The organism is Nocardia sp. N2S4-5 (genome assembly GCF_044628355.1).
Classification (GTDB): Bacteria; Actinomycetota; Actinomycetes; order Mycobacteriales; family Mycobacteriaceae; genus Nocardia; species Nocardia wallacei_B.
The window spans coordinates 1-23,060 of record NZ_JBIUPM010000002.1; the positions used below are offsets into that span (position 1 = coordinate 1).

Genomic DNA, 23,060 nt, shown 5'->3' on the forward strand with positions numbered 1-23,060 from the left:
GGCCGCTAGGTGGTGCGGAGAGTTCAAAAGTTCCTGACCTGCGGTTATGCAACCGCGGTCGCTGCTCCGGTTGGCGCGATGCCGGCGGGGGTTCATCTGTCCGGACGGCGCGATGCCGTCGAGCAGGAGGTACCGACATGCCCCGTGGTGGTGCGCGGAATCGCAGTGGCCCGCAACCGGACCCGACGTCCGGCCGGTCCGATCGGCGCGGCCTGAGCTTCACGCAGTTGCCCGCCGAAGGCTATTCCGGCGACGTCCCTGACTTCCCACTGCCGCGGCCGACGGCCCGCGAGCGGGCGCTGTGGGCGAAGGTCTGGACCTATCCGCAGGCTTCGGCGTGGGCGCGGGAGTCGTGGCGGCACGAGACGGTCGCCATGTATGTCCGCTGGAAGGTCAAGGCCGAGCAAGCCAAGGCCACCGCGGCGGCCGTCGCCGCGGCAACCCGGCTCGCCGACCAGATCGGCTTGACCCCGGCCGGCCTGCGCGAGAACAGCTGGGCGATCGCCTCCGACGAGATCGCGAAGGTTCGGACGGCGCGCAAGCCGCAGACCGCCGCGAAGCAGGAGCGCCGGTTGAGGTCGGTGTCTGGTGGGAGTAGCTGACGACGACGGTTGGATCGTCGACTTCCCGACGCTCGGTGACGTCGCCGATGCGTGGGTGCGTCAGCATTGCCGCCAGCCTGACCGGCTGACCCGCGGTGGCGAATTCCGCTGGTCCGACTGGCAATTCTGGTGCTCGGCGAACCACTACCGGATCCGTCCAGGCGTCGAGTGGCCGAGCGATGACGAACCCCTGCTGAACCAGGCGTTCGTCTACCGCCGATCACAGGTCGTCGGCCCCCATAAGACCGGGAAAGGACCTTGGGGCGCTTCGGTCGTATGCGTCGAGGCTGCCGGGCCGAGTCAGTTTCTCGGCTGGGCGGGTAAAGGCGACGGATGGGCGTGCTCTGACTGGGGTTGCGGCTGCGGCTGGGAGTACGAATATCTCCCGGGCGAGCCGATGGGCATGCGCCATCCGTCGCCGGTCGTCCAGCTGACAGCGACCAATGAAGATCAAGTCGGCAACGTGTACAGGCCGCTCACGGCGATGATCAAGCTCGGCCCGTTGTCGGACCTGATGGCGGTGCGCGAGGGCTTCATCCGGATCATGGGCGAAGTCGGTGGCGTGGATTTCGACCGCATCGACGCCGTGACATCCAGCGCGACAGGCCGAGTCGGCAACCCGATTTCGTTCGCGCTGCAGGATGAGACCGGCCTGTACACCAAGCAGAACAAAATGGTCGGCATCGCCGAGACCCAACGGCGCGGCGCGGCCGGCATGGGTGGCCGGACGCTGGAGACCTCGAATGCGTGGGATCCGGCGGAGAACTCGACCGCGCAGCGCACCTACGAGAGCAATGCGCCTGACGTCTGGAAGTTCTTCCGGATGCCCCGGCTGGTCTGTCGTGGTCCAACAAGCGCGAGCGCCGGAAGATCTTGCGCTATGTCTACCGCGGTTCGCCGTGGGTGAACATCGACTCGGTGGAGGCCGAGGCGGTCGAGCTGGCCGAGACCGACCCGGCGCAGGCTGAACGATTCTTCGGCAACAGGCTGGTCGCGAGGGCCGGAACCTGGCTGCCCGCGGGGCTGTGGGAGTCGCGGTATGCCGAAGCTGTGGCTTCCTAACCCGCCCGCTGGCACAGCGGTCTGCGCTGGTTTCGATGGTTCGGAAACGGACGACTGGACGGCGCTGCGCTGCGAGACCCGCGACGGGCTGCTGTTCACCCCGCGGTTCGGTCCCGACCGGCGACCGACGATCTGGAACCCGGCCGAGCACGGCGGGCGGATCCCGCGCGGCGAGGTGCACGTCGCGGTCGACGAGTTGTTCGGGACCTGGAATGTGGCCCGGTTCTACTTCGACCCGTACGACTGGCAGTCCGAGGGCGGCGAGTGGGCGCTGAAGTACGGCGACGATCGGGTGGTGCCGTGGGCGACGAACCGCATTACCGCCATGCACGCGGCGATCCGCCGATTCGAAACCGATCTGCGCACCAGGATCACACAGGATGGCTGCCCGATCGCCGAGGCGCACATGCGTAACGCCCGCAAGGTGCCGAAGCCGGGCGACAAATACATCCTCGGTAAGCCGAGTCAGCACCAGAAGATCGACACGGCAATGGCGTCGATCCTGGCGCACGAGGCGGCGTCGGATGCCCGCGAGACCGGTTGGGACGACGTCGACGGCCGGATGTTCTGTTTCAGCTGATGGAGGTGACGTGGTCGAACTGCGTACGACGCTCACCGCCGACGAGCGGGACATCGTCGGCAAGCTGAACTCGAAGCTGCACAAGCTGCAGCACCACGATCGGTTGCACGACGCCTATTACGACGGTGCGCAACGCATCAAGCACATGGGTCTCGCGGTGCCGGAGGAGCAGCGGCTGTTCGAGCTGATCGCGAATTGGCCCGGCATGTACGTCGACGAGCTGATGCGCCGGCAGAAGGTGAAGTCGGTCTACCGGCCCGGCAGTGACGGCAAGGACCCGCTCGACAAGGCGCTGCAGGAGGGGTTCGATGCGAACAATCTGTCGAGCGAGATCCCGGTTCTGTGCAAGGAGACGCGGATTTTCGGGCGTTGTTTCCTCGCGGTCGGCACCAACGAGGACGACGCCGAGCATCCGCTGATCACTCTCGAGTCACCGAAACAGATGTCGGTGATCGTCAACCAGCGTCGCCGCCGGATCGACGCGGCGCTGCGCCAATATCGGGAGGAGAACGGCGAGCGCGTCGGCACGCTGTTCCTGCCCGACAAGACAATTCAGCTCGTTGTCGGCAAGGGCGGGTGGGAGATCGACACCACCGGCGGCGACAGCGAGCCCGACCGGCACGACCTCGGCAAGGTGCCGGTAATTGTGGTGCTGAATCGCCGTCGGCTCGGGAAGTGGAACGGCGCAACGGAGATGGGCAGTGTCATGCCGATCACCGATGCCTGCGCCCGCACACTGACCAACCTGCAGCTCGCTGTCGAGACGCACGCTGTGCCGCCGCGGTGGGCGCTGGGTGTGAGCAAGGGCGATTTCGTCGACCGCGAGGGCAACATGCTGCCGGTGTGGCAGTCCTACTACCAGGCGATCTGGGCGACGCAGAAGGGCCCGAAGGAGGCCCAGCTCGGCCAGTTCGCCGGGTCGGACCTGCGGAACTTCCACGACACGATCAAGATGTACGCCGAGCTGGCCTCGAGCGTCACGGGCCTGCCGGTGCGGTTCTTCGGCCAGAACACCGCGAACCCGGCCGCTGAGGGCGCTATCCGCGCCGACGAGTCCCGGATCGTGTCCAACGTCGAGGAGTCCAACGAGCACGTCGGTACCGCGCTCGGCTGGGCGATGGCGCTGTACGAGCGGTTCCGCACGAGCGAATGGCCGTCGGAAGGCCGGCCGATCGCCGTGGACTGGCGCAACCCGGCAACCCCGACGAAGGCCGAGGAAGCCGACGCCATCCAGAAGCAGACCGGCGGGGTCGCTGTGCTGTCGCGCGAGGGTGCCTGGGACGACATGGGCTGGGACGAGGCGCGCAAGGCCCGTGAGCGAGGCTACTTCGACGCCGAGGCGGAACGCGATCCGCTCAACCAGCTGAATCGCAGCCTGAACACCGAGCCGAGCCCGAACAGCGATGGCGCCGCTGCTGCCGCAGTCGTCGGCTGAGTACTACGACGAGCAGCGCGCGATCACCGCGCGGGTGCTCATCGCCGCCCGCGACATCTGGGGCACCCGGCCGCCCGCGGAGTTCGATACCTGGTTCGCGGCGAATGCGGACCGCTTGGCCGCGGCGATCAGGCTCGGCCAGCGGAAGGCGGTCCAGGGTGCCGACGACTATGTCGGCGACGTGCTGGACGAACTCGGGACACCGATGGACCCGGACGCCGGGATCGACACGAGCCCGCTGGTCGGGGTTGCCTCGGACGGCCGGGAACTCGAGGGTCTGCTGTACGGCGCGGTGATCGCCGCCAAACACCAAGTCGGGCAGGGGCTCTCGCCTGCGGCGGCGTGGGCCGGTGGCGTGAAGACGCTGCTGGTCTACACGCAGACGCAGATCGCTGACGCCTCGCGGGCAGCGGTCGGACTCGGGATCACAGCCCGGCGGAATGCCGGGTACGTGCGGATGCTCAATCCGCCGTCCTGCTCGCGGTGCGCGATCCTGGCGGGCCGCTGGTACCGCAAGGCCAGCTTCCTGCGGCACCCCGGCTGCGACTGCCGGCACATCCCGGCGGCCGAGGACCGCGCAGGGGATCTGCGGACGGATCCTCAGCTCTACTTCGACAGCCTCACGACCAAGCAGCAAACCGAGATATTCACGGTCGCGGGCGCTGAGGCGATCCGTGAAGGCGCAGATCCCGCGCAGATCGTGAACGCCCGGCGCGGCATGAAGCTCGCAGGCGTCTACGGCCGCGAGTTGCTGATCACGACGGAGGGCGTGACGAAGCACGGTCTGGCCGGTCGGCGGATCCGCGAGCGTGGCCGGACCCCGAAGCGGACGCCGCGGCTGATGCCGGAAGCGATCTACGAGATCGGCGAGGACCGCGCCGACGTGCTGCGGCTGCTGCAGCTGAACGGCTACCTGAACCCCTGAGATTTCCGCCGCGCGCGACGCGCGACCGGACCGCCCCCGCGATGGAGGAACAACACCCCGTGAACACTCTGCTGCCCACGCATCCCCGCTTCGGGCGGGCGATCGGGATCCGCCGCAACGGCGCCCCGATCTGGCCGGTCCGCGGCGCATCCCCGGAGGGCGACCCTCCGCCGCCCGCGCCCCCCGGCACCACGCCTCCGCCCCCGGCGGGCGCGCCGCCGAATCCGCCCGCATCCACGCCGACGCCGAATCCGGATCCCGATGTTCTGGGCGAGGGCGGCAAGAAGGCGCTGGAGGCCGAGCGGCAAGCACGGGCAGCGGCAGAGAAGGCACAGAAGACCCTCGAGGCGAAGGTCAAGGCGTTCGAGGACGCCCAGAAGACCGAGGCGGAACGTACCGCGGACCGCATCCGCGAACTCGAGCAGGACGCCGCGAAGGCGCTCCGCTACGAGGCCGCGGCTGCCGAGGGACTACCGCTCAGTTCCGCACAGCGCCTCAACGGCAAAACGCTCGAGGAGCTTCGCGCCGACGCCCAGGTGTTCAAGGCGGAAATCGGCGCTGCCGCACCGTCGCCCACACCCCCGGGCACCCCGCCGCCGAAGCCCGATCCGCGGCAGGGCGGCGGCCAGCAGGACGCGACAGGGTCCATGGATTCCGGGCGCGACCTGTACCGGCAGCGCAATCCACGCAAGTAGAACCCCTGAAAGGAGGGGAATGATGGACATCAGTCTCAAGACCGAAACCTTCGGCGCCGACGATCCGACCTGGATGGCGACTGCCGAAGGCACCGATCGTGCCCGCACGATCACCCTGGATCTGGCCTTGTGGACGGCGGGTACCTATTACCCGAACGGCTACATCAAGTCCGGATACGCGGTGAAGAAGGTGGCCTCGGGCCTCTACGCGCCGTTCGTCAACGGCGACACCAATTTCCCGGTCGCAGGACACCTCATGACCCCGGTCAATGTTCCCGCCGGCGTCACGAAGGTGTCGGGCGCTCTGTACTGGCACGGCGCGGTTATCGCCGCGAAGCTGCCGCAGGCGCTCAACGCCACTGGTCAGGCCACCATCACTTCGATCCGCTACTTCTGAGAGGAGGTGCAATAGTCATGGCACTAGTCATCAATAGCGACTACATCACCCCGGCGGAGCTGACCGGATATGTCCGCGAAGCTCTGGCAGACCGGCCGGTCAACAACCTGTCGGTCATCGACGAGCTGCTGCCCAACACCCTGATCGACGACGTCGATTTCCGGGCGAACATCACCCAGCGCGGATTGAAGCGTGCGGGCAGGTTCCGCAGCTACGACACCGAGGCGCCGATCACCGGCCGCAAGGGTGTCGTGCGGATCTCCGGCGAGCTGCCTCCGCTCAGCGAGAAGCGGCGACTCGGTGAGTACGACCGCCTGCGGATGCGTAAGGCGGACAGCTCGATCCGGGATTCGATCCTCAACGACGCGGTCGAGTTGGCGGACGCGCTGCGGACGCGCCTGATCATGGCGAAGGCCGAGTCGGTCGTCACCGGCAAGGTACACCTCGCCGAGAACGGGCTCGATCTGACCGCCGACTTCCAGCGCAGCTCGAGCCTGACCGTCACCGCGGCCACTTTGTGGAGCGGCGCGGCCGACCCGATCAACGACCAGGACACCTGGTTCGGCGTGTATCGGCCGTTCAACGGTGGTAACCCGGGCGAAGCGATCACCTCGCAGCGGGTCATGTCCACGCTGATGCGCAACGCCGCGATCCGGGCCTACGCCCTGCCGCCGGGCTCGACACAGGGTGTGGTCACCAAGGATCAGGTGAACGCGTTGTTCACCTCGTTCGGCCACCCGCCGTTCACGGTGTTCGACGCCCAGGTCGAGGATTCGAACGGCAACACGGTGCGGCTCATCCCTGACAACGTGGTGCTCTACACCCCTGGCCCCGGCATCAAGCTCGGCGAAACCGACTGGGGCACCACCGCGGAAGCGCTCGAGGCCGAGTACGGCATCGACGAGACCCAGGCGCCGGGCATCGTGGTCGGGTCCTACATCGACAACGACCCGGTCGCGCGCTGGACCAAGGCCAGCGGCATCGGCCTGCCGTTGCTGCTGAACGCGAACGCCTCGATGATCGCGACGGTGCTGTCGTGAGCAGGCTGCGCACCGATGTGCATGTCTCCGGCGACGACGGCGCGGTGCACATCTTCACCCCGGCAGACGCCGTTCCCACGTGGGCGGTCAAGAAGATCACCAACCCTGCGGCGTGGGCCGAGGAGCCCGAGGACGATTCCGCACCGCCGGCGGGCGATCCGTCGGAGGCGTGGACCGTCGCCGAGTTGAAGGCGTGGGCCGCCGATCCGGAGCACCCGGTCGACCTCGGTGAGGCCACCAAGAAGGCCGACATCCTCGCCGTGATCACGGAGTCGCGCGAGCAGTGACCGCGCCGACGCCGCTGTTCGACCTGGCGTACCTGGAGGAGATCTCGAGCGAGACCTTCGAGGACACTGCCCAGGCCGAGGCGTTCATCCGGATCGCGTCTGCCAAGCTGCGGTCGAAGGTGGGCCGTCTCGACGAGCGAATCGCCGATGGCACCCTCGACATCGACCTCGTGAAGGGCACCGGCGCCGCGATGGTGCTGCGCGCCCTGGACACACTGAACCGCGGTATCAACGTCATCCGCAGCGAGTATCCGGAGATCTCCGAGCAGTACGCGCCGTCCTCGAAGACCGGTCTGATCTATCTGACCAACGACGAACTCGACGACCTGCTGCCGGGTGCCGAGGACGGCAGCGACGCGTTCACGATCATGCCCGGTCCGCGCCCGTGAAACTGCGCGAGCGGTGGACCCTGCTGCGGCCGACCGATCCGGTCGCCGACCCGAGTACCGGCAACAACATTCCGGGCGATCCGGATGAGGTGCCGTGGACGGGCTTGTTGCAGCAGCGGCTTATCCGCCCGCCCGAGCAGGAGGACCTCGGTGACGGTGTGACCGTCTCCGAGCTGATCCTGTTGCTCGATCCCGGCCTGCCGGGCGGGACCAACAGGCGCGATGTCTGGCGGTTCGACGGCCCGGGCGAGTACGCCGACATCGTGCCCGTCGGCGGCAAGGTCACCGTGCAGGGCACTCCCCGCGTCCGGCGGCCCGCGAGGGGCTCGCGCCGGGCCGCGTACATCGCCGCGATCGTGCGGCACGCATCCGACATGGACTGAAGGAGTTCCCGATGATCGTTTCGTGGAAAGACGACGCCGGTGTCACCCACACCGGCGACGACCAGGGCAAGGCGTACAAGCGCCACCGTGCCGCCCGCAAGGGTGAGGCGACGCCCGCCGAGGGCGGCGCGGTGGTCAAGACCGTCGAGGTCGACGCCCGGCCGCCCGTCACCGAGGCGACCGAGCAGTCTGCCGAGGCGGACGCCGCGACCGATCGGCCGAAGCGCACCCGCTGACCATGGCGAACCTGGTCCGGCTCACCATCTTCGACGGCCCCGTGCGCTTCGCCGCGGCGAAACTGTCGACCCCGAAGCGGCGCGAGGCCGCCGAGGAAGCTGCAGTGGACGCTCGCGCGTCGGCACCCGTGTTCACCGGCGAATACCGCGATGGCATCGGTGTCGAGGCATCCGGCGATGATGTGCGGCTGGTCGACGAGGACGAGGACGCCGTTTACAAGGAGTACGGGACCAGCGACACCCCGGCGCACGCCGCACTGACCGACGCGGCGCGAAGCCGTGGTCGGTATTCCGGGTGGCAGCCGAAGGGTCGCCGCCGGTGACCCCGATCCCGTTCGCGCCCGGCGCGGTGCGGGCGTTCCTGATCGCGCAGCCGAAGATCACCGCGATGGTGCCGGCGGACGCGATCACGACCCGCGAACTGCCTGATCCGCTCAACGGCGTGTGTATGACGATCCGCGCGCCGGGCCATGTGGGTGAGGACCCGATGGCGCGGCGGCCGATGGTGCAGGTCGATGTGTGGGCGCCGAAGATCGAGATCCTCGGCGGCACAACCGATCCGGAAGAACTGACCTGGAATGTGGCCGGGCTGGCAGGCGAGCTGCTGCACCGTGCGCCACCTCAGGAGTTCCGCGGGTCGGGCTGGCGGGCGCGCTGGCTCGAGGGCCCGATCAACTTCGTCGACACCAAGCGCGGCGTCGATAGCCCGCTGTATCGGGCGACGATCCGCGTGGAAATGAAGATGCGCGCACCGCGCGCCTGAAAACTATTACAGCCCAGCAGCATTCGAGTGCTGGGTGTCTATCTCATTGGAGGCATCATGAGCACTCATGCCGATCCCGACAAGGCGTATGTGTGGCTCGACGGCGACGGGTTCCGTGCGCCGAAGGGCACCGCGCGCCCGACCAATCCGTTCGCCGACAATCCCGTCACCGGCTCGCTGTCGTGGGATGCGTTCGGCGGAATCGAGGCCGGATTCGACGTGACCCCGACCCGGGACGTCACCCCGAAGAAGGTGTGGAACCGCCGCCGCGCACCGTACAAGGTGATCAAGAGTCCGACCGAGGAGCGCATCAAGCTGCGCCCGGTCGACTACTCGGTCGCCACCGTGCTGACCGCCCTGCAGGGCGGCAGCATCGCCGAGGTGCCGCCTGGCTCCGGTGTGTTCGAGTGGAACCCGGGCGACGACGAGGACTTCGCCGTTCTGCTCAACATCCGCGACGAGGGCACCTCGGCCGGTTTCTACTCGCCGTCGGTCACGCTCACCACGCCGCCGCCGAGGACCTTCGGTAAGGAGGACCTCGACGGCTTCGAGCTGGAGCTGTTGGCACTCGAGCCGTTCGTGCCGCTCACCTCGTGGAACCCGCTGTGGGTGTCGACCACGGTGACCGTGCCTGCCGGTACCACAGCCGGTACGTTCACGCTGACGGTGGGCGGGCAGACCACCACCGGTATCGCCTACAACGCTGCGGCGTCGGCGGTGCAGTCCGCGCTCGAGGCGCTGTCGACCGTGGGCACCGGCAACGCGGTGGTCACCGGTTCGGCGGGCGGCCCCTACTCGGTCACCCTGAAGGTGCCGGGCACGCTGTCCGGCGACGGTGCGAGCCTCACCCCGGCCGGCACGATCCAGATCGGCTGATCGTGGCGGGGACTACACGCAAGCCAGCGGCCAAGGCTGCTGCACGCAAGACGGCAGCCAAGGCTGTTGCGCGCCGTCCGGCGCGGTCGGCGACCCCGGCCGCGGCGGCGGCGACGCGGGTGAACATCCTCGACGAACTCGCGGTCGACGGCGGCGAGCCGGTGCCGATCACACTGCTCGGCGTAGACGCCGATATCCGCCGCCAGTTCACCGGCGACGAAGCGGCCACTTTCTTTCAGTACACGAGCGAGAACAAGCTCGAGGAGATGCTGTCGGTCGTCGCGGGCGACGACGGCCCGGCGCTGTGGGAGAAGATCCAGGCGCTCAGTCCCGAGCATGCGGCGAAAGCCCTGAACCGGATCACGAATCTGTCGGGGCTGCATGAGGGAAAACTGTTCGCGCCCGTGCCCTGGTCGGCATCGCTGAACCAGGCCGGTGGGGCGCTGCCTTCGCCCGAGTCCAGCGCCATCACGGCCTGAGCCTGCGCCGGGCGCTCGCCGAGATGCCGTATCGCGATGTGGCGGCGCTCATCGACGACGCGGACGCCCGGGACGAGCAGGCGGCCCGGGACTCGGAGAACCTCGCGATGCTGGTCGACCGCATCGACTTCCTGAACACCTTCGACTACGTCTCTGGGACCACCGATCCCGACGACCCCGAGGTGAAGAAGGAGCGGATGGAACGCAAGCGGCGCGGTCTGCGCCCGCCGCCGCTGCCGCTGCTGCCGCCGGTCGCGCTGCGTGACCCGGAGGTGACTGCGGCGCTCGTCGAGCGGTACCGCGCCGATCACAAGCCCTACGAGCTGACCAAGCGCACCGAGCAGGCGGACCAGCCGCCGCCCGGCCAGCGTCTCGCCAAGGTGCTCGAAATGTACAGGGACAGGGGGTGACCCGTTGCCCGGTGGCCGGATAGACATCCTCGTCGCACCCGATACCCGCGAGTTCGCGGGCAAGCTGCGGAGCGGGCTGGCCCCTGCGGTCGGTGTGGCGGGCGCGATCGGTGGTGCGCTGGGTCTGGCGATCGGTGGCGCTGCCGCGTTCGGGCAGGTCATCAAGATCGGCAACGACTTCACGGTCACCCTGAACACGATGAAGGCGGTCGCGTCGGCGAACGCCGATCAGATGGCGCAGGTGTCGGCGCGGGCCCGCCAGCTCGGCAACGACATCAGCCTGCCCGGCACCTCGGCCAACGACGCCGCGAGCGCCATGCTCGAGCTGGCCAAGGGCGGATTCACGGTCGAACAGTCGATGGCCGCGGCGCGAGGCTCGCTGCAGCTGGCGGCCGCCGCGGGCATCGAGGCCGCCGAGGCCGCGACCATCCAGAGTTCGGCGCTGCAGGCGTTCGGTTTGCAGGCCGACCAGGCGGGTCGCGTCGCCGATGTCCTCGCGAATACGGCCAACGCGTCGAGTGCCGAGATCACCGATGTCGCCTACGCGATGCAGTCCGGTGCGGCGGTCGCGCACGGTTTCGGGCTGTCCATCGAGGACACGGCCGCCGCGATCGGTCTGCTGGCCAACAGCGGCATCAAGGGCAGCGACGCCGGGACGTTGCTGAAGTCGGCGCTGCTCGCGCTGACCGACACCGGGAAGCCGGCACAAGCGGCCATCTCTCAGCTCGGCCTCAGCGTGTACGACGCGCAAGGCAAGTTCGTCGGGCTGCACAGTCTGTTCGAGCAGCTCGATACCGCGGCCGGCCGCATGACCGACCAGCAGTATCAGGCGGCCACGTCGGTGCTGTTCGGGTCGGACGCGATGCGCCTGTCCTCCATCGCCGCGGAGAAGGGCGCGGCCGGGTTCGACTCGATGCGCAACGCCATGGGCCGCCAGGGCTCGGCCGCCGAGGTCGCCGCATCGAAGATGCAGGGCCTGCCCGGCGCCATGCAGGCCGCGCAGAACGCGGCCGAAGGGCTGGCGCTGGCGACGTACGACTTGGTGAAGGGCCCGCTCGAGCAGTTCACGAAGACCGCCGCAGGTGCCATCACGACCGCCACCCCTTACATCGTGGACGGCCTGCACAATGCTGCGGATGCCGCGGTTGGGTTCGGTCAGGGCATCGCGCCAGCGGTTAAGGCGGTCGCAGACCTGCCCACGCCCGTGCTTGCCGCTGCCGCTGCGCTCGTCGCGCTTCGGACGACCGCATTCAGTTCGACCTTGTCGACGCAGATCGGCAACGCCAGGACGCAGCTGACGGGGTTCGGGGATCAGATGCGGGTGCAGCAGTCACTCGCAGCAGCCTCGGGTCAGCAGATCGGCCAGTTCGGTTCCGCTGTCGCCGCGCTCGAATCGCGGGTGCCGGTGATCTCCCGCATGGGAGAGGCGTACCGCAACGCGTCGGCGCAAGCGACCGTGCTCGCACGCACGCAAGGCACTGTCTCCGCCGCCGCGAGCGGTGTCTCGTCGGCGGCCAGCGGTGTCGTAGGCATGCTGGGCGGACCATGGGCGCTGGCCCTGACCGGCGGTGTCGCCGCGCTGACCGCGAACATCGAAGCATCGCACTCGGCGCGCAGTGCGCAACGGGCACTCGCTGACGCGGCAGCGGCGGGTGCTCGTGCTCAGGCCGACTTCGGCAAGGCGGTCGCCGCAGCGAATGGCGCCTTGTCAGATCAGGCGCTCGGTGCCGGTAACGCCGCGGTGCAATCCGCGCTGGCGGAGATCGTCACGCTCGGTGAGCGCGGGCACAAGCCGATGGAGGAACTCGGTCACCAGATCGACAACATCACCGGCAACGTCTTCGGCTCGAACGACGCGTGGGAGAAGAACTACGACAAGGTCACCGCCAGCGAGGAGCAGTACAACGCGCTGCGCAAGGTGATGGGCAACCTGCAGATCGACATGCAGGGCGTCGGGCAGACCGTCACGCAGGGCGGCCCCGCCTACGACAACCTGATCGCGCAGCTGCAGCGCAGCGGTGATGCCGGTAAGCAGGTCGCGCAGACGTTGATCGGCGTACACGACCAGCTCGCGCAGACCGCCGCCGCCGCGCAGACCGCGAGCCCGGGATTCTTCGATTTGTCCGCCGCCGTGAAGATTCTCGCCAACGAGTCCAGCTCGGCCGCAGACCGGGTCAACGCGATGAAGACCGCGCTGGATGTCATGAGCGGCAAGCCCATCGCGGTGCAGGAAGCGCTGGCCCAATACAACGCGCAGGTGCGCGCTACCACGGCAGCCACCGAGCAGGCGTGGGATCGCACGCAAGGATTCGGCGCCGCCCTGGTGGGCCAGGGCGGCCAAGTCGACACGGCCAGCGCGAACGGCCAGAAGCTCTACGAGACGCTGACCCGGATGCGGGACGCCACGATCACCGCGGCCGAGGCCGGCGCGAACATGGATCCGATCCTGGCGCAGAACTCCTACCAGTTCCAGGCGCTCGGCACCGCGACCGGACTGTCCGCCGACCAGGTGCGGGTGATGGCCGAGCAGCTCGGCCTCCTGCCCACGGATATTCAGATTCTTGCCCAGCTGCGCGGCGCCGACACGGTTGAGCAGCAGCTCGTCGTCATCGCAGGGATGCTGCAGGCCAACAAGAACGGTGTCGACATCCCGGTCAAGGCACTGACCGAGGATGCCCGCAAGCAGCTGGAGGAGACCGGCGCCAAGATCGACGCGGTCAACGGCAAGCCTGGCGTCGTGCACATCTCGGCGCCGGACATCGCCGCGGTGCTCACCAAGCTGGACGAGCTGATCAACAAGCAGCTGCCGACCAAGACGCAGAAGGTCGTGTACGACTACGACCAGACGAAGAACCGGCCCGAGGGATTCATCGGGCCGATCGCTCCCCAGCCCGTGCAGCCGCGCGCCGAGGGTGGCATTGACAACCTGCCGGGGCAGGCGACAGTCTGGTCGCCACAGACCCGCTACTACCAGGTGTCCGAGCCGGAGACAGGCGGCGAGGCATTCATCCCGCTCGCGGAGTCGAAGCGTGGCCGCTCGACCGAAATCTTGTCCACGGTCGCAGACCATTTCGGGTACGGCCTGACGAAGATGGCCAAGGGCGGCATCACCGCTGTCGACCGCACGCTGACGTCCCTGCGCGGCGAGTCCGGCAAGCCGTACCAATACGCCGGCGTCGGCAACCCGTCGTGGGACTGCTCCGGTTTCATCAGCGCGGCATACGCGCTGCTGCGTGGCCTCGACCCGCGTACGCGCTGGTTCACTACCGAGAGCGACTTCGCGTCGCTGGGCTTCCGGACCGGTCTGGACCCGACCGGCCGCGGCTTGAACATCGGCGTCTACCGCGGGGGTGGTGGCCAGTACTCGCACATGGCCGGCGATCTCGCGGGCGTCGCGCTGGAGTCCGGCGGCAACGGCGTGCAGGTCGGTGCGGGTGCGCAGTCGGCTTCGAGCGGGAACCTGCCGTTGAAGTTCTACCTGCCTGGGACGCTGTTCAACCCGCCTGATGACGGCTCGCGGTCGCGTTCGTCCCGGTCTCGTCAGACCAAGAAGACGTGGGATCAGTCCGACGAGCTGGAACTTGAGTCGGCGCGGCTGAATCGGGGCAAGCAGCAGTCGCAGCTCGAGGAGGCGCTGAAGGACCCGAAGAAGTCCGCGGACGACAAGCGGCAGGCGCAGATCGACGTCGAGCGCGCCGATCTGCGGATTCGGGAGCTGGAGCAGAAACGCGACGAGGCCAACTCGACGGGCGGCCCGGTCACGCCTGCGCCGCCTCTGGACGGGAATCTGACCGACGATCAGATCCGCCTCGAAGAGTTGCAGATGGCGGTGCGCCAGGCCCAGGACGAGCGCGACGACACCTACAACGACCCCGAGGCCACACCGGACGAGCAGCGGCAATCCGATCTCGCGCTCGCGAAGGCCATGAATGCTGTTGTCGCCGAGCAGAAGAAGCAGCGCGACGAGCTGAACGGCGCGTCCGGCAGCGGCGGATCCGGCGGCGGCAGTCCCGTGCAGCTGCTCGGCGAAGTGGCCAAGACCGCGGTCACCGGCGCCGCGAGCGAGCTGCTGCAGGTGATCGGCCTCGGCGGCGACATCCAGGGTGTCGGCGGCGCGCTGATCACGCTCGGCGCCGAGCAGGCGAAGAAGGGGCTGGCGCAGGACAATCCGACACCGGCGCAGTACAGCGAGGAGGACATTGCGAAGCAGGGCCCGGTCGTGCCGGGCACACCGGGATGGCTCGAGCAGCTGCTCAAGACGTTCCAGGTGCCGACGTTCATCCGCGACCAGGGCGGCCCGCTGCCTACCGGCGCCGCGGCATTGAACCTCAGCGGCAAGGACGAGTGGGTGCTGTCGCCCGAGGAACTGCGGGCGGCCCGGACCCCGGCGGCGCTGGGGCAGCTGGCGGCCCGGGCGCTGACGCAGCACATCGACGGCCGCACCGTGATCGAGAATCTGCACACCGGCATGTCCGCGGGCGAGTTCCGGCGTGAGATACGGATGATCGACCTCGCCAAGCGCGACCGTGTCGCGGGATTGGTGCCGCGGCGATGATCGACTTGGACGAGGCCCGGATCGAGGTCGAGGGCTGCAACGAGGCGTGGTGGCCGCTCGCCGGGCCGGATCAGTGGTCGAAGAACGTCGCGCTCGCCGACGAGGACTCCGGGACCGACTTCGACAGCATGTACGACCCGCCGGTGACCGCGCTGTACAACAGCACGGCGTTCCAGGTGGGCGCGGACTTCGGCGGTATCCGTGAGGAGAAGTACGACTTCATCCTGGCCGTCCACATCGTCGGGACCAAGGAAAAGCCTTGGCGGCTGGTCGATTCCGAATTTCGGAAGGCATTCAGCTACAAGCGGGAATCCCGGATCTGGGTGGAGCTGGACGGTTCCCGACGGCATCTGCCGGTGCGGCTCGGTGACAAGCCGAAGATCAAGACCAACAACGACCCGAACTCCGAGAAGGGCGCACTGATCCTGCTGCCGCTGGTCGGCGCGTACCCGCGGTGGATCGAGAATGTGCAGCCGTCCACGTTCACCACCGCCACGGACACCACCGGCGGCGGCACTGAGACCGGGTACGTGTGGGTCGACAACCCGCTGCCCGAGGATTACGACCAGTACCCGATCTGGGAGATCACGGCCACCTATGAGGGTCTGACTGTCACGCTCCCGGATTACAGCTGGGGCAACGACATTCACGAGCGCGCCGAGGAAGACCTGCTGCGCAAGGTGGTATTCGCGCCGCTGCACCTCGGCGAGCACCTGCGGGTCAACACCGACCCGATGGCGTTCGAAGGCCAGTTCGTCACCGCGACGAGGTCCGAGTACGGGCAGCGGATGAACGGCAAACGGATGATGTATCCGCTTCGGTCGGGCACCCTGCGGCAGCAGGTGCCGGTGACCGTGACCAAGGCGCCGATCGGCACGAAGATCCGGGTTACCTGCCCGCGTGAGTGGCCGCGGCCATGGGGGCTGGACTAAATGCCCGTCGTCGCCCCCGACCTCGATATTGACGCCATCTTCGGCGAGATCGTCGAGAACCTCCGTAAGGACGAAGACCGCCGACTGAAGCCGCCGACGATCGAGCTGTACGACGGCGACATGGTCCTCGCGGGCGAGGTGCACCGCGAGATCAGCGCGAAATTCACGCTGCCCGAGAACGAGGTTGGCGTTGGCGTCATCGAGCTGCCCGCGCGCTACTACCTCGCGCGGTGGATGACCGACACCGATGCGCGCAGCAAAAAGAACATCATCGCCGTCGTCGAGAAGGACGGCGCGCAATGGTCCGGGACGCTCGACAATCTCGAGCAGACCAAGGATCCGGAGACCGGCGAGCGTGTGGTGCGGGCGACCTTCCTGCACGACATGGAGCACCTCAAGCACATCATCGTCTACTGCAACCCGTTCCTGCCGCCGGAGTTTCAGTTCCCGAAGCTGTTCATCATGGGCCCGCTGCCGTCGCGGTTCGCCCTGTCGCTGAGCCTGTTCCTGCAGATCCTCCGCCTCGAGTCCGCAATCTGGACTCTGCCCGACAATCCGTTCGACCTGTCGCAGTACGTCAACCTCGACCAAAGCACCTGGTCGCAGGTTGTGGAACCTGTTGACCTGTTCCAGGATTCGAGCCCGCCGTGCATCGTGCACTCGCGGTTCAAGACGTTCTTCGACACACAGAAACACATCGCGGCCGACGCGCAGCTGACGTGGGAGCCGCGCCGACACCGTGCCGATGATCCGCCGCCGTGGCCGGGCGCGAACATCAAGCCCGGCGCGATCATCTGGCGTCTGCGCGACAACAGCGGATGGACCACCGAGACCAATATCGGCGGCAACGTCTGGACCGGCCTCGTCCGCGGCTTCACCACGATCGCCTCGGACGGCGTCACCGAGGGCATCGACGTCATCGACGACCCCGCGTTCCCGGACGAGTTGAGTCAGCCGAATTGGTGGGGCACGCTGCCGCAGGCGCCCGGAATCATCTTGCGCGACGGTGAGCGCACCGCCATCACCTCGAGCAAGTTCTCGTGGAAACCGGCCTCCGACTCCGCGTTCATTACGGGAGGTCACAGCGCCTATGGCGTGAACGAGGCCATCAGTTTCGGGATCAACATGGCCGGCGACCTGATCGCCATGGCTATCGGCGTGCCACCGGTCGGCGGCGCGGCCGACGCCATTCTGAAGCCGCTCTACACCGATGTGGTAGCCGCATTCCAGAAGATCAAGCTGTTCGATCGCGTCGCCGATCTCGGCTGGTCGCACTTCCACGAAACCTTCTGCGAGGGAGGCGATCGCGCCTACTGGGTGTCGGCGCTCATCGCCTTCCGAACGAAGATCTGGTCGACCCGCGAGCGGACAACCCATGAAGTCACAGTCCGAGATGGTGCCGAGGGGCTGCGGATCGGCCAGAACGGCAAGGGCAATGCCTGGTTGGGCACTCGCATCGGCACCACGGTCAAGGACTGGGGCAGTCGGGCCGCGTCTACGTCGACCGCATCACCGAGATCGTCCTCGAGTGGGGCCGCGACAAGGCCGTGCGGTGGGGACTCACCATCGGCCACCGCGAGCCCGAGGACCCGGTACAGGCCGCGCTGGAGATGGCGCAGGACATGGCGAGCATCGCCCGCGATCTCGGAATGCTCTGAGGAGAGAAGGCTATGGGCAAGATCTGGCGGCTCCAGGACATCGACCCGGACAATCCGGAAGAGAGGTTTCTCCCTGCGCTGCAATGCATTCCGATGGGACCCGGCATGCAGCGCATGGTGCTGCCCGAGGCGATCTGCCGGTTCATCTCCAAACATCTGAGCGAATGCGGCTGTCCGCCAATCGATCCCGCGCTCGCGGTCAAGGAGTACAGGCCGCCGACCCGCGGCCAGAACCATCCGCTCAACGGTGACGCGGATTGGGTGCCGCCGGGCTCGCCGATGCCCGAGCCGGAGCACGTGCAGGACCCGGAGACGCTGACCGTTCATGCCCGCGAGGCGCAGCTCGAGAAGTACCGCTATATGGGCTACAAGGTCGAGAAGCCGCCGCCGCCCGAGCCGCAGGCGTTCGAGATCGACAAGCTCGATGATCCGCCGCGGTTCCCGCCCGGCGAGCACACCGTCACCGAGGTCTGCGCGTACCTGCGTGAACTGGGCGACTCCGACCCCGTCGAACGTGGCCGCGTGCTGTACGCCGAGCGACATGGCAAGGGGCGCAACGGGATTCTGAAGCGCTTCCAGCAGGAAGGGGTAGGGCGATGAGCTTCCGCACCGCGTACGGGAACCTCTACAGCGAGAACGGGTGGAGGATGTGCAACCGCGACGAGTGTGTGCTCGTCGACGGTCCGCACATGGACACGGCGCCGCTGCGCTCGGGCGCGCCCGCGATCATCCTCGGTGACTTCGTGCGCCGCTACGACGCCGAGGTGGCGCCGGTCGTGTCGTCGGTGTGGGGCTGGTCCCGCGACAACGACGTTGGCACCTCGAATCACCTGTCCGGCACCGCGGTCGACATCAACGCGCCGCAGTGGCCGTGGGGCTTGCGCCGGATGCCGGGCGATCTCGTGGCCCGTGTGGAGGCGCTCGTCGACTGGTACGAGGGCGCGGTGTTCTGGGGCCGGGACTGGTCGCGCCCCGACGAGATGCATTTCCAGGTCGGCATTCCCGAGGGCGATCCGCGTCTCGACCGGATCGTCGCGAAGATCCTCAACCCCGACCCGGTCTACGACCCGCGCACCGACCCGCAGGTGCTCGCCGGGTTCTGGCAACTCATCCCCCCGAGTAGGTGGCCGCAATGACAGTGACCTGGGCGGATGTCTCCCATCACCAGGGCATCCCGATCGACAACAGCTATCCGCACCGGCTGTTCGCATTCCGCACCAACAGCGGCGATGCTCGCGACACCCTCGCCGTGGAGAACATCCGCCGCGTCCTGGCCATGCTCGAGACAGGCCGTCTCGACGCCGTGATCGCCTACTACTTCTTCCGCCCCGGCGCTGCGAACTGCGATCTACACCGCGACATCCTCACCGGTGGCGGACTGTGGGGGCATCCGCGCCTCGTGACCATGGTCGATGTCGAGGATGCGGGCGGCGCGATCCGCGGCGACCAGTCTGCCGAGGTGAACGACGAGGTCGAACGCTTGCGCCGCTGGTATGGCAATCCGGCAAGAGTGATCGGCTACCTCAATGCTGTTGCCAACGCGGGGCTTTGGCGCACACGACCCGCTGGCATGCGGTTCGTGACCCCGTCCTACAGCCACAACCCGGGCGAGTGGGCGTCGACCCCACCGCCGCAGTGGATGCAGGAGATCGCGTTTGCGCAGCAGTTCACCGACGACGGTCGATGCGCGCCGTGGTCGTTCGGTGTCGATCTCAACTACTCACCGCTCGAGCTGCCGGAACTGCTGGCACTGCTCGGTATCACAGGAGGTACACCCGTGTCCGATCCCATCACCGTCGGTGCCGGCCAGCTGCTGCCGACCGAAGACCGTCTGCGGCAGATCAACCGCCCGGAGAACGTGAATCCCTCAACCCGGTCACCCAAAGAGCCCTGGCCCTACGACATGTGGGCCGACCAATGGAACGAAACCGTGTGGGACGGCTACGACTTCGCACCGGAGATGGCCGACATGAAGGACGACGAGAAGCGCTCGCTCATCGGACTGGTCCGCACCATCGGCGCCCGGCAGACGCGGCTGCGCGAGCAGTTGGACCGTATCGAGGCCAAGCTCGACCAGCTCGGCGGGAAGTGAGGCGGCCATGAGCAAGCACCTGCGCAAGCTGGGCGAATACACGAAGGCCATCGCCGCGGCGATCGGCGGCATGGTGACCGTCGTGCTCGGTACTACCGAGATCCTCCCGGACGGTGCCGCGAAGAACTGGATCACCAGCGCGGCGGCGACAGCGACCGCGATCAGCGTGCTGTTGCTGCGCAATCAGCGTGCCATCGACGCGGCGGGTGACCTCGGCGCCGATCTGCTCGACCGCTGACGAGCCACGGGTGAAGACGTATGGGCGCGCATTGGTGCGGGTGTAGAGAGGCGGTGGTCCGTGGACGAACGATGGATGCGGGCGCTATTCGCGGTGCTGTCGATGGCGACCACTGCCGCGTGGCTGGTGGGGTATCTCGCGCCGATCTGGCAGCCGGACTACAAGCCGCCGCCGGAGCTGAACATTGTGATGATGGCGATCATCGGCATCTTCGCGACCCTCTACTCCAAGGCCCGGAAAGCCGGAAGTTCCGAATCCGATTCCAAGGAGGAGGGCAAGCGTGATGACGAATAGCCTCCCCGAAGTTCTGGTCGTCGCGGTCATCTCGTTCATCGCCGGGGTGGTGGTCGGGCAGTTCGTCCGTTTCCGCCGGGTGAACGCCCGCGGCCGGGCGGTGCTGGTGCCGCAGCTCGACCCGAAGCCGTTCAACGGCAGGGCGTTCCGGCTGATCGTGGTCGCGTTGTTCCTGGCGTCCACGGCGCTGATCGTGCAGTTCACCTATCACCAGCGCGGGTGCAACGCCGAATTCCAGTCCACGAGCGTGCAGCTGAGGCGCATCGCTGCCGAGGATCGTGCGCTCGAGGCGCGCGACGACGAGCTGCGCAATCAGCGCGACGATGCGATGACCGCTCTCGTCGAAACTCTGGTGACGCCACCGGCGCCGGGTGAGCGAGTGGACGCTCGCGGCGCGCTGAATCACTACCGGACGGTCACTGCGGCCATTGATGTGCAGCGCGACCAGCTCGTTGCGCAGCGTGCCGATCTGGAGCGTCAGCGACGCGAGCAGCCGACGCCGAAAGAGCGCTGCTGAACGATGAGTACACCGGGCGTAACCCTGCCGCCCGAGGGCAGCTTCGTCATCGGCAGTGGGTTCGGGCAGGGTATTTCGGAGGGTTCCGGCAAGAGCGCGCTCGCGCTCAACGCCATTACCGCGTACTCCAATGTGCAGAACAAGGTCGACGAAGAGCTTCGTTCGCCGACGGAGAACGCGCGGCTGATCGCGGTCGCGGCGCAGGGGTCGGCGGATCAGGCTGTCACTGACTCGCAGGCGGCGCTGAACGCCGCCCAGACCGCGGAGTTGACTGCGGCGTTGGCGAGCGACCGGGCGTCGTACTGGGAATCGGAATTCGTCGTGGCCTCGGCTGCCGTGGTGCTCGGCGATAATGAATTGTTGATCGGGTTGTGCCAGAACGTCCCCGGCGGATTGACCCGCACGATCACCGATATGCATGTTGCGCTGCTGTCGCAGCCGAACGGGATGACGTTCGAGCTGAAGAAGTGGAATTCTACCGGCACGACGGCGACCGTGCTCGGAACGTATTCGCTCGCGGCCGGGGTGATTCGCGCGAATTGGGCCGACCTCGGATTCGTTATGAATTCCCGCGAGCGGGTCTATCTGAATGTCACCTCGGTGACCGGGACCGACGCACCGAATGTTCTGCAGGTCCTTTTGTTTGGGGTGATGGAGTGAAGTATTTCGAGACCCGCTACGGCGCGGGCACCGGGCAGGAACGCTTGCCGATCCGGCCGGAGAAAGAGGCGTTGTGGGCGGCGGCGTTCGGTGTCGACGATCTGGATTACGTGTTCGATCTCGACACGCCCGCGACCGCAATACCCAAGATCGACGCTGCGATCGCCCGCTTCAACCACGACCCGGAATCGCTGCGGCCCCTGCTGCCTCCCGGCGAGCCGGGGGTCTGGTGCGGTCGCGGCGAGTGCTGGAGCAGCTGCGGGCGACCCTCGCCGACCACGAGGACGCGTCGATCAGCGGCGCCATGGAAGACGAGAGTGTTCCTCCTACGCCGTAACCTGCCGTGGGCGTGGGCCGGGTGGATCGACGACTTCAACCGCCCGGTCCAGAACCCGATCCGGCAGCCGTGGAAGCGGTTCGGGAGCGGTGGCGGTGGCGACCTCAATTCGCTGCAAGAACTGCACATCCAGAATTACGGCGACCCCGCCCTCGCGGGCGGTGTGAGCTACGAATTCGAGCCGTTCACGCCGAATTACGGATTCGAAGCCGAGATATGGTTTCCGGCCCTCGGAATCGTCGCGCAGTCGTTCTGGGTCTACCTGATGAACAACTGGGCGAAAATCGGCGGCTCGCTGGCCTTCAAGCAGATCACGGCCATCGGTTGCGTGCATCAAATCGCTGACGGCGACACGATCAAGGTCTATCAGATCCCCAACCTCGGCGCGTCGGGCGATGTCATCGGGTCCGGTGCCGCGCCGGTCGCGTTCGACGGCAATTACTTCCGGCTGAAATTCTGGGTCGAGGCGGACCGCTGGGTGCGCTGCTGGATGAACGACATCTTCGTCTGCCAGGCCCAGCTGTCCGACGCCTACAAGACCAGTCCCGGGCACCGCGGCCTCAACCTGAACGCGCTGCGGACCGATGCGTGGGTGCGGTGGGTGAAGTGGTTCGACCGGCCGTCCTCGATCCCGTCGGCCGGTGTGTGGCAGTCGATCTTCTACGACGACTTCGCCCGTGCGGACGGCGCGGTTGGGAACGGCTGGACGCAGCTCGGCACCGCCGCGGCAATCGCCAGCGGCCGATGGGCGACGAACGGCACCGACGACGGCTCCCGCGCCATCATCCGCAACACCGGCCTCAGCACCGGCCGCGTCCGCGTCGAGGGCATCATCCGCGGTCCGAACAGCGTGGCCGACTGCTCGCTGCTCGCCCGCGTGAACGGCGCCGGCGGGACGCAGGCGGTCGCCGCGAACATCTACAGCAACAAGGTCTACATCTCACGATTGTCCGGGTCGATGACCTCGCCGACCTGGAGCGACTACATCGCCGTCACTTCCGGCGTCTCGATCGCCGACGGCGACCGGATCACCTTCTCGGTGTATGGCGATATCGCCTGGATCGAGCGGAACGGCACGCCGATCGCCTACGCCGGGAACCTCAACGCCGGTGTGCCCGTGGCGAATTCGTGGGCCGGGGCTCGAGTGTCCCGCGCCAGCTTCAACAACTCCGGCGCATGGGAAGACCTGCGCATCTATTCCGGCCTGTGAACAGGGGG

At 67.5% G+C, this 23,060-nt stretch carries 29 protein-coding genes; all 29 read left to right on the forward strand.

What is annotated here, in order from left to right; genetic code table 11:
* Positions 1-137 precede the first annotated feature (137 nt).
* Complete coding sequence (locus tag ACFMRZ_RS36745) at positions 138-602, forward strand: hypothetical protein (protein ID WP_400182721.1); 465 nt, start codon at positions 138-140, stop codon at positions 600-602.
* On the forward strand, positions 589-1,509 hold the full coding sequence (locus ACFMRZ_RS36750; RefSeq protein ID WP_400183075.1) for a terminase: 921 nt from the start codon (positions 589-591) through the stop codon (positions 1,507-1,509). The genes ACFMRZ_RS36745 and ACFMRZ_RS36750 overlap by 14 nt, the downstream gene beginning before the upstream one ends.
* On the forward strand, positions 1,506-1,664 hold the full coding sequence (locus ACFMRZ_RS36755; protein WP_400183076.1) for a hypothetical protein: 159 nt from the start codon (positions 1,506-1,508) through the stop codon (positions 1,662-1,664). The genes ACFMRZ_RS36750 and ACFMRZ_RS36755 overlap by 4 nt, the downstream gene beginning before the upstream one ends.
* Complete coding sequence (locus tag ACFMRZ_RS36760) at positions 1,642-2,244, forward strand: terminase (protein WP_400182723.1); 603 nt, start codon at positions 1,642-1,644, stop codon at positions 2,242-2,244. The genes ACFMRZ_RS36755 and ACFMRZ_RS36760 overlap by 23 nt, the downstream gene beginning before the upstream one ends.
* A gap of 10 nt (positions 2,245-2,254) precedes the next feature.
* On the forward strand, positions 2,255-3,679 hold the full coding sequence (locus ACFMRZ_RS36765) for a phage portal protein (RefSeq protein WP_400182724.1): 1,425 nt from the start codon (positions 2,255-2,257) through the stop codon (positions 3,677-3,679).
* Positions 3,648-4,604 (forward strand): hypothetical protein, encoded by a 957-nt coding sequence (locus ACFMRZ_RS36770; protein ID WP_400182725.1) that lies wholly within the window; start codon positions 3,648-3,650, stop codon positions 4,602-4,604. The genes ACFMRZ_RS36765 and ACFMRZ_RS36770 overlap by 32 nt, the downstream gene beginning before the upstream one ends.
* Before the next feature lie 59 nt (positions 4,605-4,663).
* Positions 4,664-5,299, forward strand: coding sequence for a hypothetical protein (locus ACFMRZ_RS36775; protein ID WP_400182726.1), 636 nt, complete (start codon positions 4,664-4,666; stop codon positions 5,297-5,299).
* A 19-nt stretch (positions 5,300-5,318) separates the two neighbouring features.
* Positions 5,319-5,696, forward strand: coding sequence for a hypothetical protein (locus ACFMRZ_RS36780; protein ID WP_400183077.1), 378 nt, complete (start codon positions 5,319-5,321; stop codon positions 5,694-5,696).
* 17 nt (positions 5,697-5,713) lie between these two features.
* A complete protein-coding gene (locus tag ACFMRZ_RS36785; protein ID WP_400183078.1) occupies positions 5,714-6,736 on the forward strand; it encodes a major capsid protein in 1,023 nt (340 codons plus the stop codon).
* On the forward strand, positions 6,733-7,023 hold the full coding sequence (locus tag ACFMRZ_RS36790) for a hypothetical protein (RefSeq protein WP_400182729.1): 291 nt from the start codon (positions 6,733-6,735) through the stop codon (positions 7,021-7,023). The genes ACFMRZ_RS36785 and ACFMRZ_RS36790 overlap by 4 nt, the downstream gene beginning before the upstream one ends.
* Complete coding sequence (locus ACFMRZ_RS36795; protein WP_400183079.1) at positions 7,020-7,412, forward strand: hypothetical protein; 393 nt, start codon at positions 7,020-7,022, stop codon at positions 7,410-7,412. The genes ACFMRZ_RS36790 and ACFMRZ_RS36795 overlap by 4 nt, the downstream gene beginning before the upstream one ends.
* Positions 7,409-7,795 carry a hypothetical protein gene (locus tag ACFMRZ_RS36800; protein ID WP_400177329.1) on the forward strand — a complete coding sequence of 129 codons (387 nt, stop codon included), beginning with the start codon at positions 7,409-7,411 and terminating at the stop codon, positions 7,793-7,795. The genes ACFMRZ_RS36795 and ACFMRZ_RS36800 overlap by 4 nt, the downstream gene beginning before the upstream one ends.
* 11 nt (positions 7,796-7,806) lie before the next feature.
* The gene (locus tag ACFMRZ_RS36805) at positions 7,807-8,031 is read left to right on the forward strand and encodes a hypothetical protein (RefSeq protein ID WP_400177330.1); all 225 of its coding nucleotides are present in this window, start codon (positions 7,807-7,809) and stop codon (positions 8,029-8,031) included.
* A 2-nt stretch (positions 8,032-8,033) separates the two neighbouring features.
* Complete coding sequence (locus ACFMRZ_RS36810) at positions 8,034-8,354, forward strand: HK97 gp10 family phage protein (RefSeq protein ID WP_400182731.1); 321 nt, start codon at positions 8,034-8,036, stop codon at positions 8,352-8,354.
* Complete coding sequence (locus ACFMRZ_RS36815; protein WP_400177332.1) at positions 8,351-8,794, forward strand: hypothetical protein; 444 nt, start codon at positions 8,351-8,353, stop codon at positions 8,792-8,794. Before ACFMRZ_RS36810 ends, ACFMRZ_RS36815 begins: the two co-directional genes overlap by 4 nt.
* A gap of 57 nt (positions 8,795-8,851) precedes the next feature.
* Positions 8,852-9,670 (forward strand): hypothetical protein, encoded by an 819-nt coding sequence (locus tag ACFMRZ_RS36820; protein ID WP_400182732.1) that lies wholly within the window; start codon positions 8,852-8,854, stop codon positions 9,668-9,670.
* A gap of 2 nt (positions 9,671-9,672) precedes the next feature.
* Positions 9,673-10,149 (forward strand): hypothetical protein, encoded by a 477-nt coding sequence (locus ACFMRZ_RS36825; protein WP_400177334.1) that lies wholly within the window; start codon positions 9,673-9,675, stop codon positions 10,147-10,149.
* 23 nt (positions 10,150-10,172) lie between these two features.
* Positions 10,173-10,559 (forward strand): hypothetical protein, encoded by a 387-nt coding sequence (locus ACFMRZ_RS36830; protein WP_400182733.1) that lies wholly within the window; start codon positions 10,173-10,175, stop codon positions 10,557-10,559.
* Between the two features lie 4 nt (positions 10,560-10,563).
* The gene (locus ACFMRZ_RS36835; RefSeq protein WP_400183080.1) at positions 10,564-15,114 is read left to right on the forward strand and encodes a phage tail tape measure protein; all 4,551 of its coding nucleotides are present in this window, start codon (positions 10,564-10,566) and stop codon (positions 15,112-15,114) included.
* Positions 15,111-16,046, forward strand: a complete 936-nt coding sequence (locus tag ACFMRZ_RS36840) for a hypothetical protein (protein ID WP_400177336.1) — start codon at positions 15,111-15,113, stop codon at positions 16,044-16,046. The genes ACFMRZ_RS36835 and ACFMRZ_RS36840 overlap by 4 nt, the downstream gene beginning before the upstream one ends.
* Positions 16,047-17,864, forward strand: a complete 1,818-nt coding sequence (locus ACFMRZ_RS36845) for a phage tail protein (protein WP_400183081.1) — start codon at positions 16,047-16,049, stop codon at positions 17,862-17,864. It begins immediately after the preceding gene.
* Positions 17,783-18,304 (forward strand): DUF2744 domain-containing protein, encoded by a 522-nt coding sequence (locus ACFMRZ_RS36850; RefSeq protein WP_400183091.1) that lies wholly within the window; start codon positions 17,783-17,785, stop codon positions 18,302-18,304. Before ACFMRZ_RS36845 ends, ACFMRZ_RS36850 begins: the two co-directional genes overlap by 82 nt.
* Positions 18,301-18,840: a M15 family metallopeptidase gene (locus ACFMRZ_RS36855; RefSeq protein ID WP_400183082.1), complete on the forward strand. Its 540-nt coding sequence runs from the start codon at positions 18,301-18,303 to the stop codon at positions 18,838-18,840. The genes ACFMRZ_RS36850 and ACFMRZ_RS36855 overlap by 4 nt, the downstream gene beginning before the upstream one ends.
* Positions 18,837-19,796 (forward strand): hypothetical protein, encoded by a 960-nt coding sequence (locus tag ACFMRZ_RS36860; protein ID WP_400183083.1) that lies wholly within the window; start codon positions 18,837-18,839, stop codon positions 19,794-19,796. The genes ACFMRZ_RS36855 and ACFMRZ_RS36860 overlap by 4 nt, the downstream gene beginning before the upstream one ends.
* A 7-nt stretch (positions 19,797-19,803) precedes the next feature.
* Positions 19,804-20,034 (forward strand): hypothetical protein, encoded by a 231-nt coding sequence (locus ACFMRZ_RS36865; RefSeq protein ID WP_400177341.1) that lies wholly within the window; start codon positions 19,804-19,806, stop codon positions 20,032-20,034.
* Positions 20,035-20,109: 75 nt separating this feature from the next.
* Positions 20,110-20,328: a hypothetical protein gene (locus ACFMRZ_RS36870; RefSeq protein WP_280378539.1), complete on the forward strand. Its 219-nt coding sequence runs from the start codon at positions 20,110-20,112 to the stop codon at positions 20,326-20,328.
* Positions 20,318-20,845 carry a hypothetical protein gene (locus ACFMRZ_RS36875; protein WP_400183084.1) on the forward strand — a complete coding sequence of 176 codons (528 nt, stop codon included), beginning with the start codon at positions 20,318-20,320 and terminating at the stop codon, positions 20,843-20,845. Before ACFMRZ_RS36870 ends, ACFMRZ_RS36875 begins: the two co-directional genes overlap by 11 nt.
* A gap of 3 nt (positions 20,846-20,848) precedes the next feature.
* Positions 20,849-21,505: a hypothetical protein gene (locus ACFMRZ_RS36880; RefSeq protein ID WP_400183085.1), complete on the forward strand. Its 657-nt coding sequence runs from the start codon at positions 20,849-20,851 to the stop codon at positions 21,503-21,505.
* Positions 21,502-23,052: a hypothetical protein gene (locus ACFMRZ_RS36885; RefSeq protein ID WP_400183086.1), complete on the forward strand. Its 1,551-nt coding sequence runs from the start codon at positions 21,502-21,504 to the stop codon at positions 23,050-23,052. The genes ACFMRZ_RS36880 and ACFMRZ_RS36885 overlap by 4 nt, the downstream gene beginning before the upstream one ends.
* The last annotated feature ends 8 nt before the right edge of the window (positions 23,053-23,060 follow it).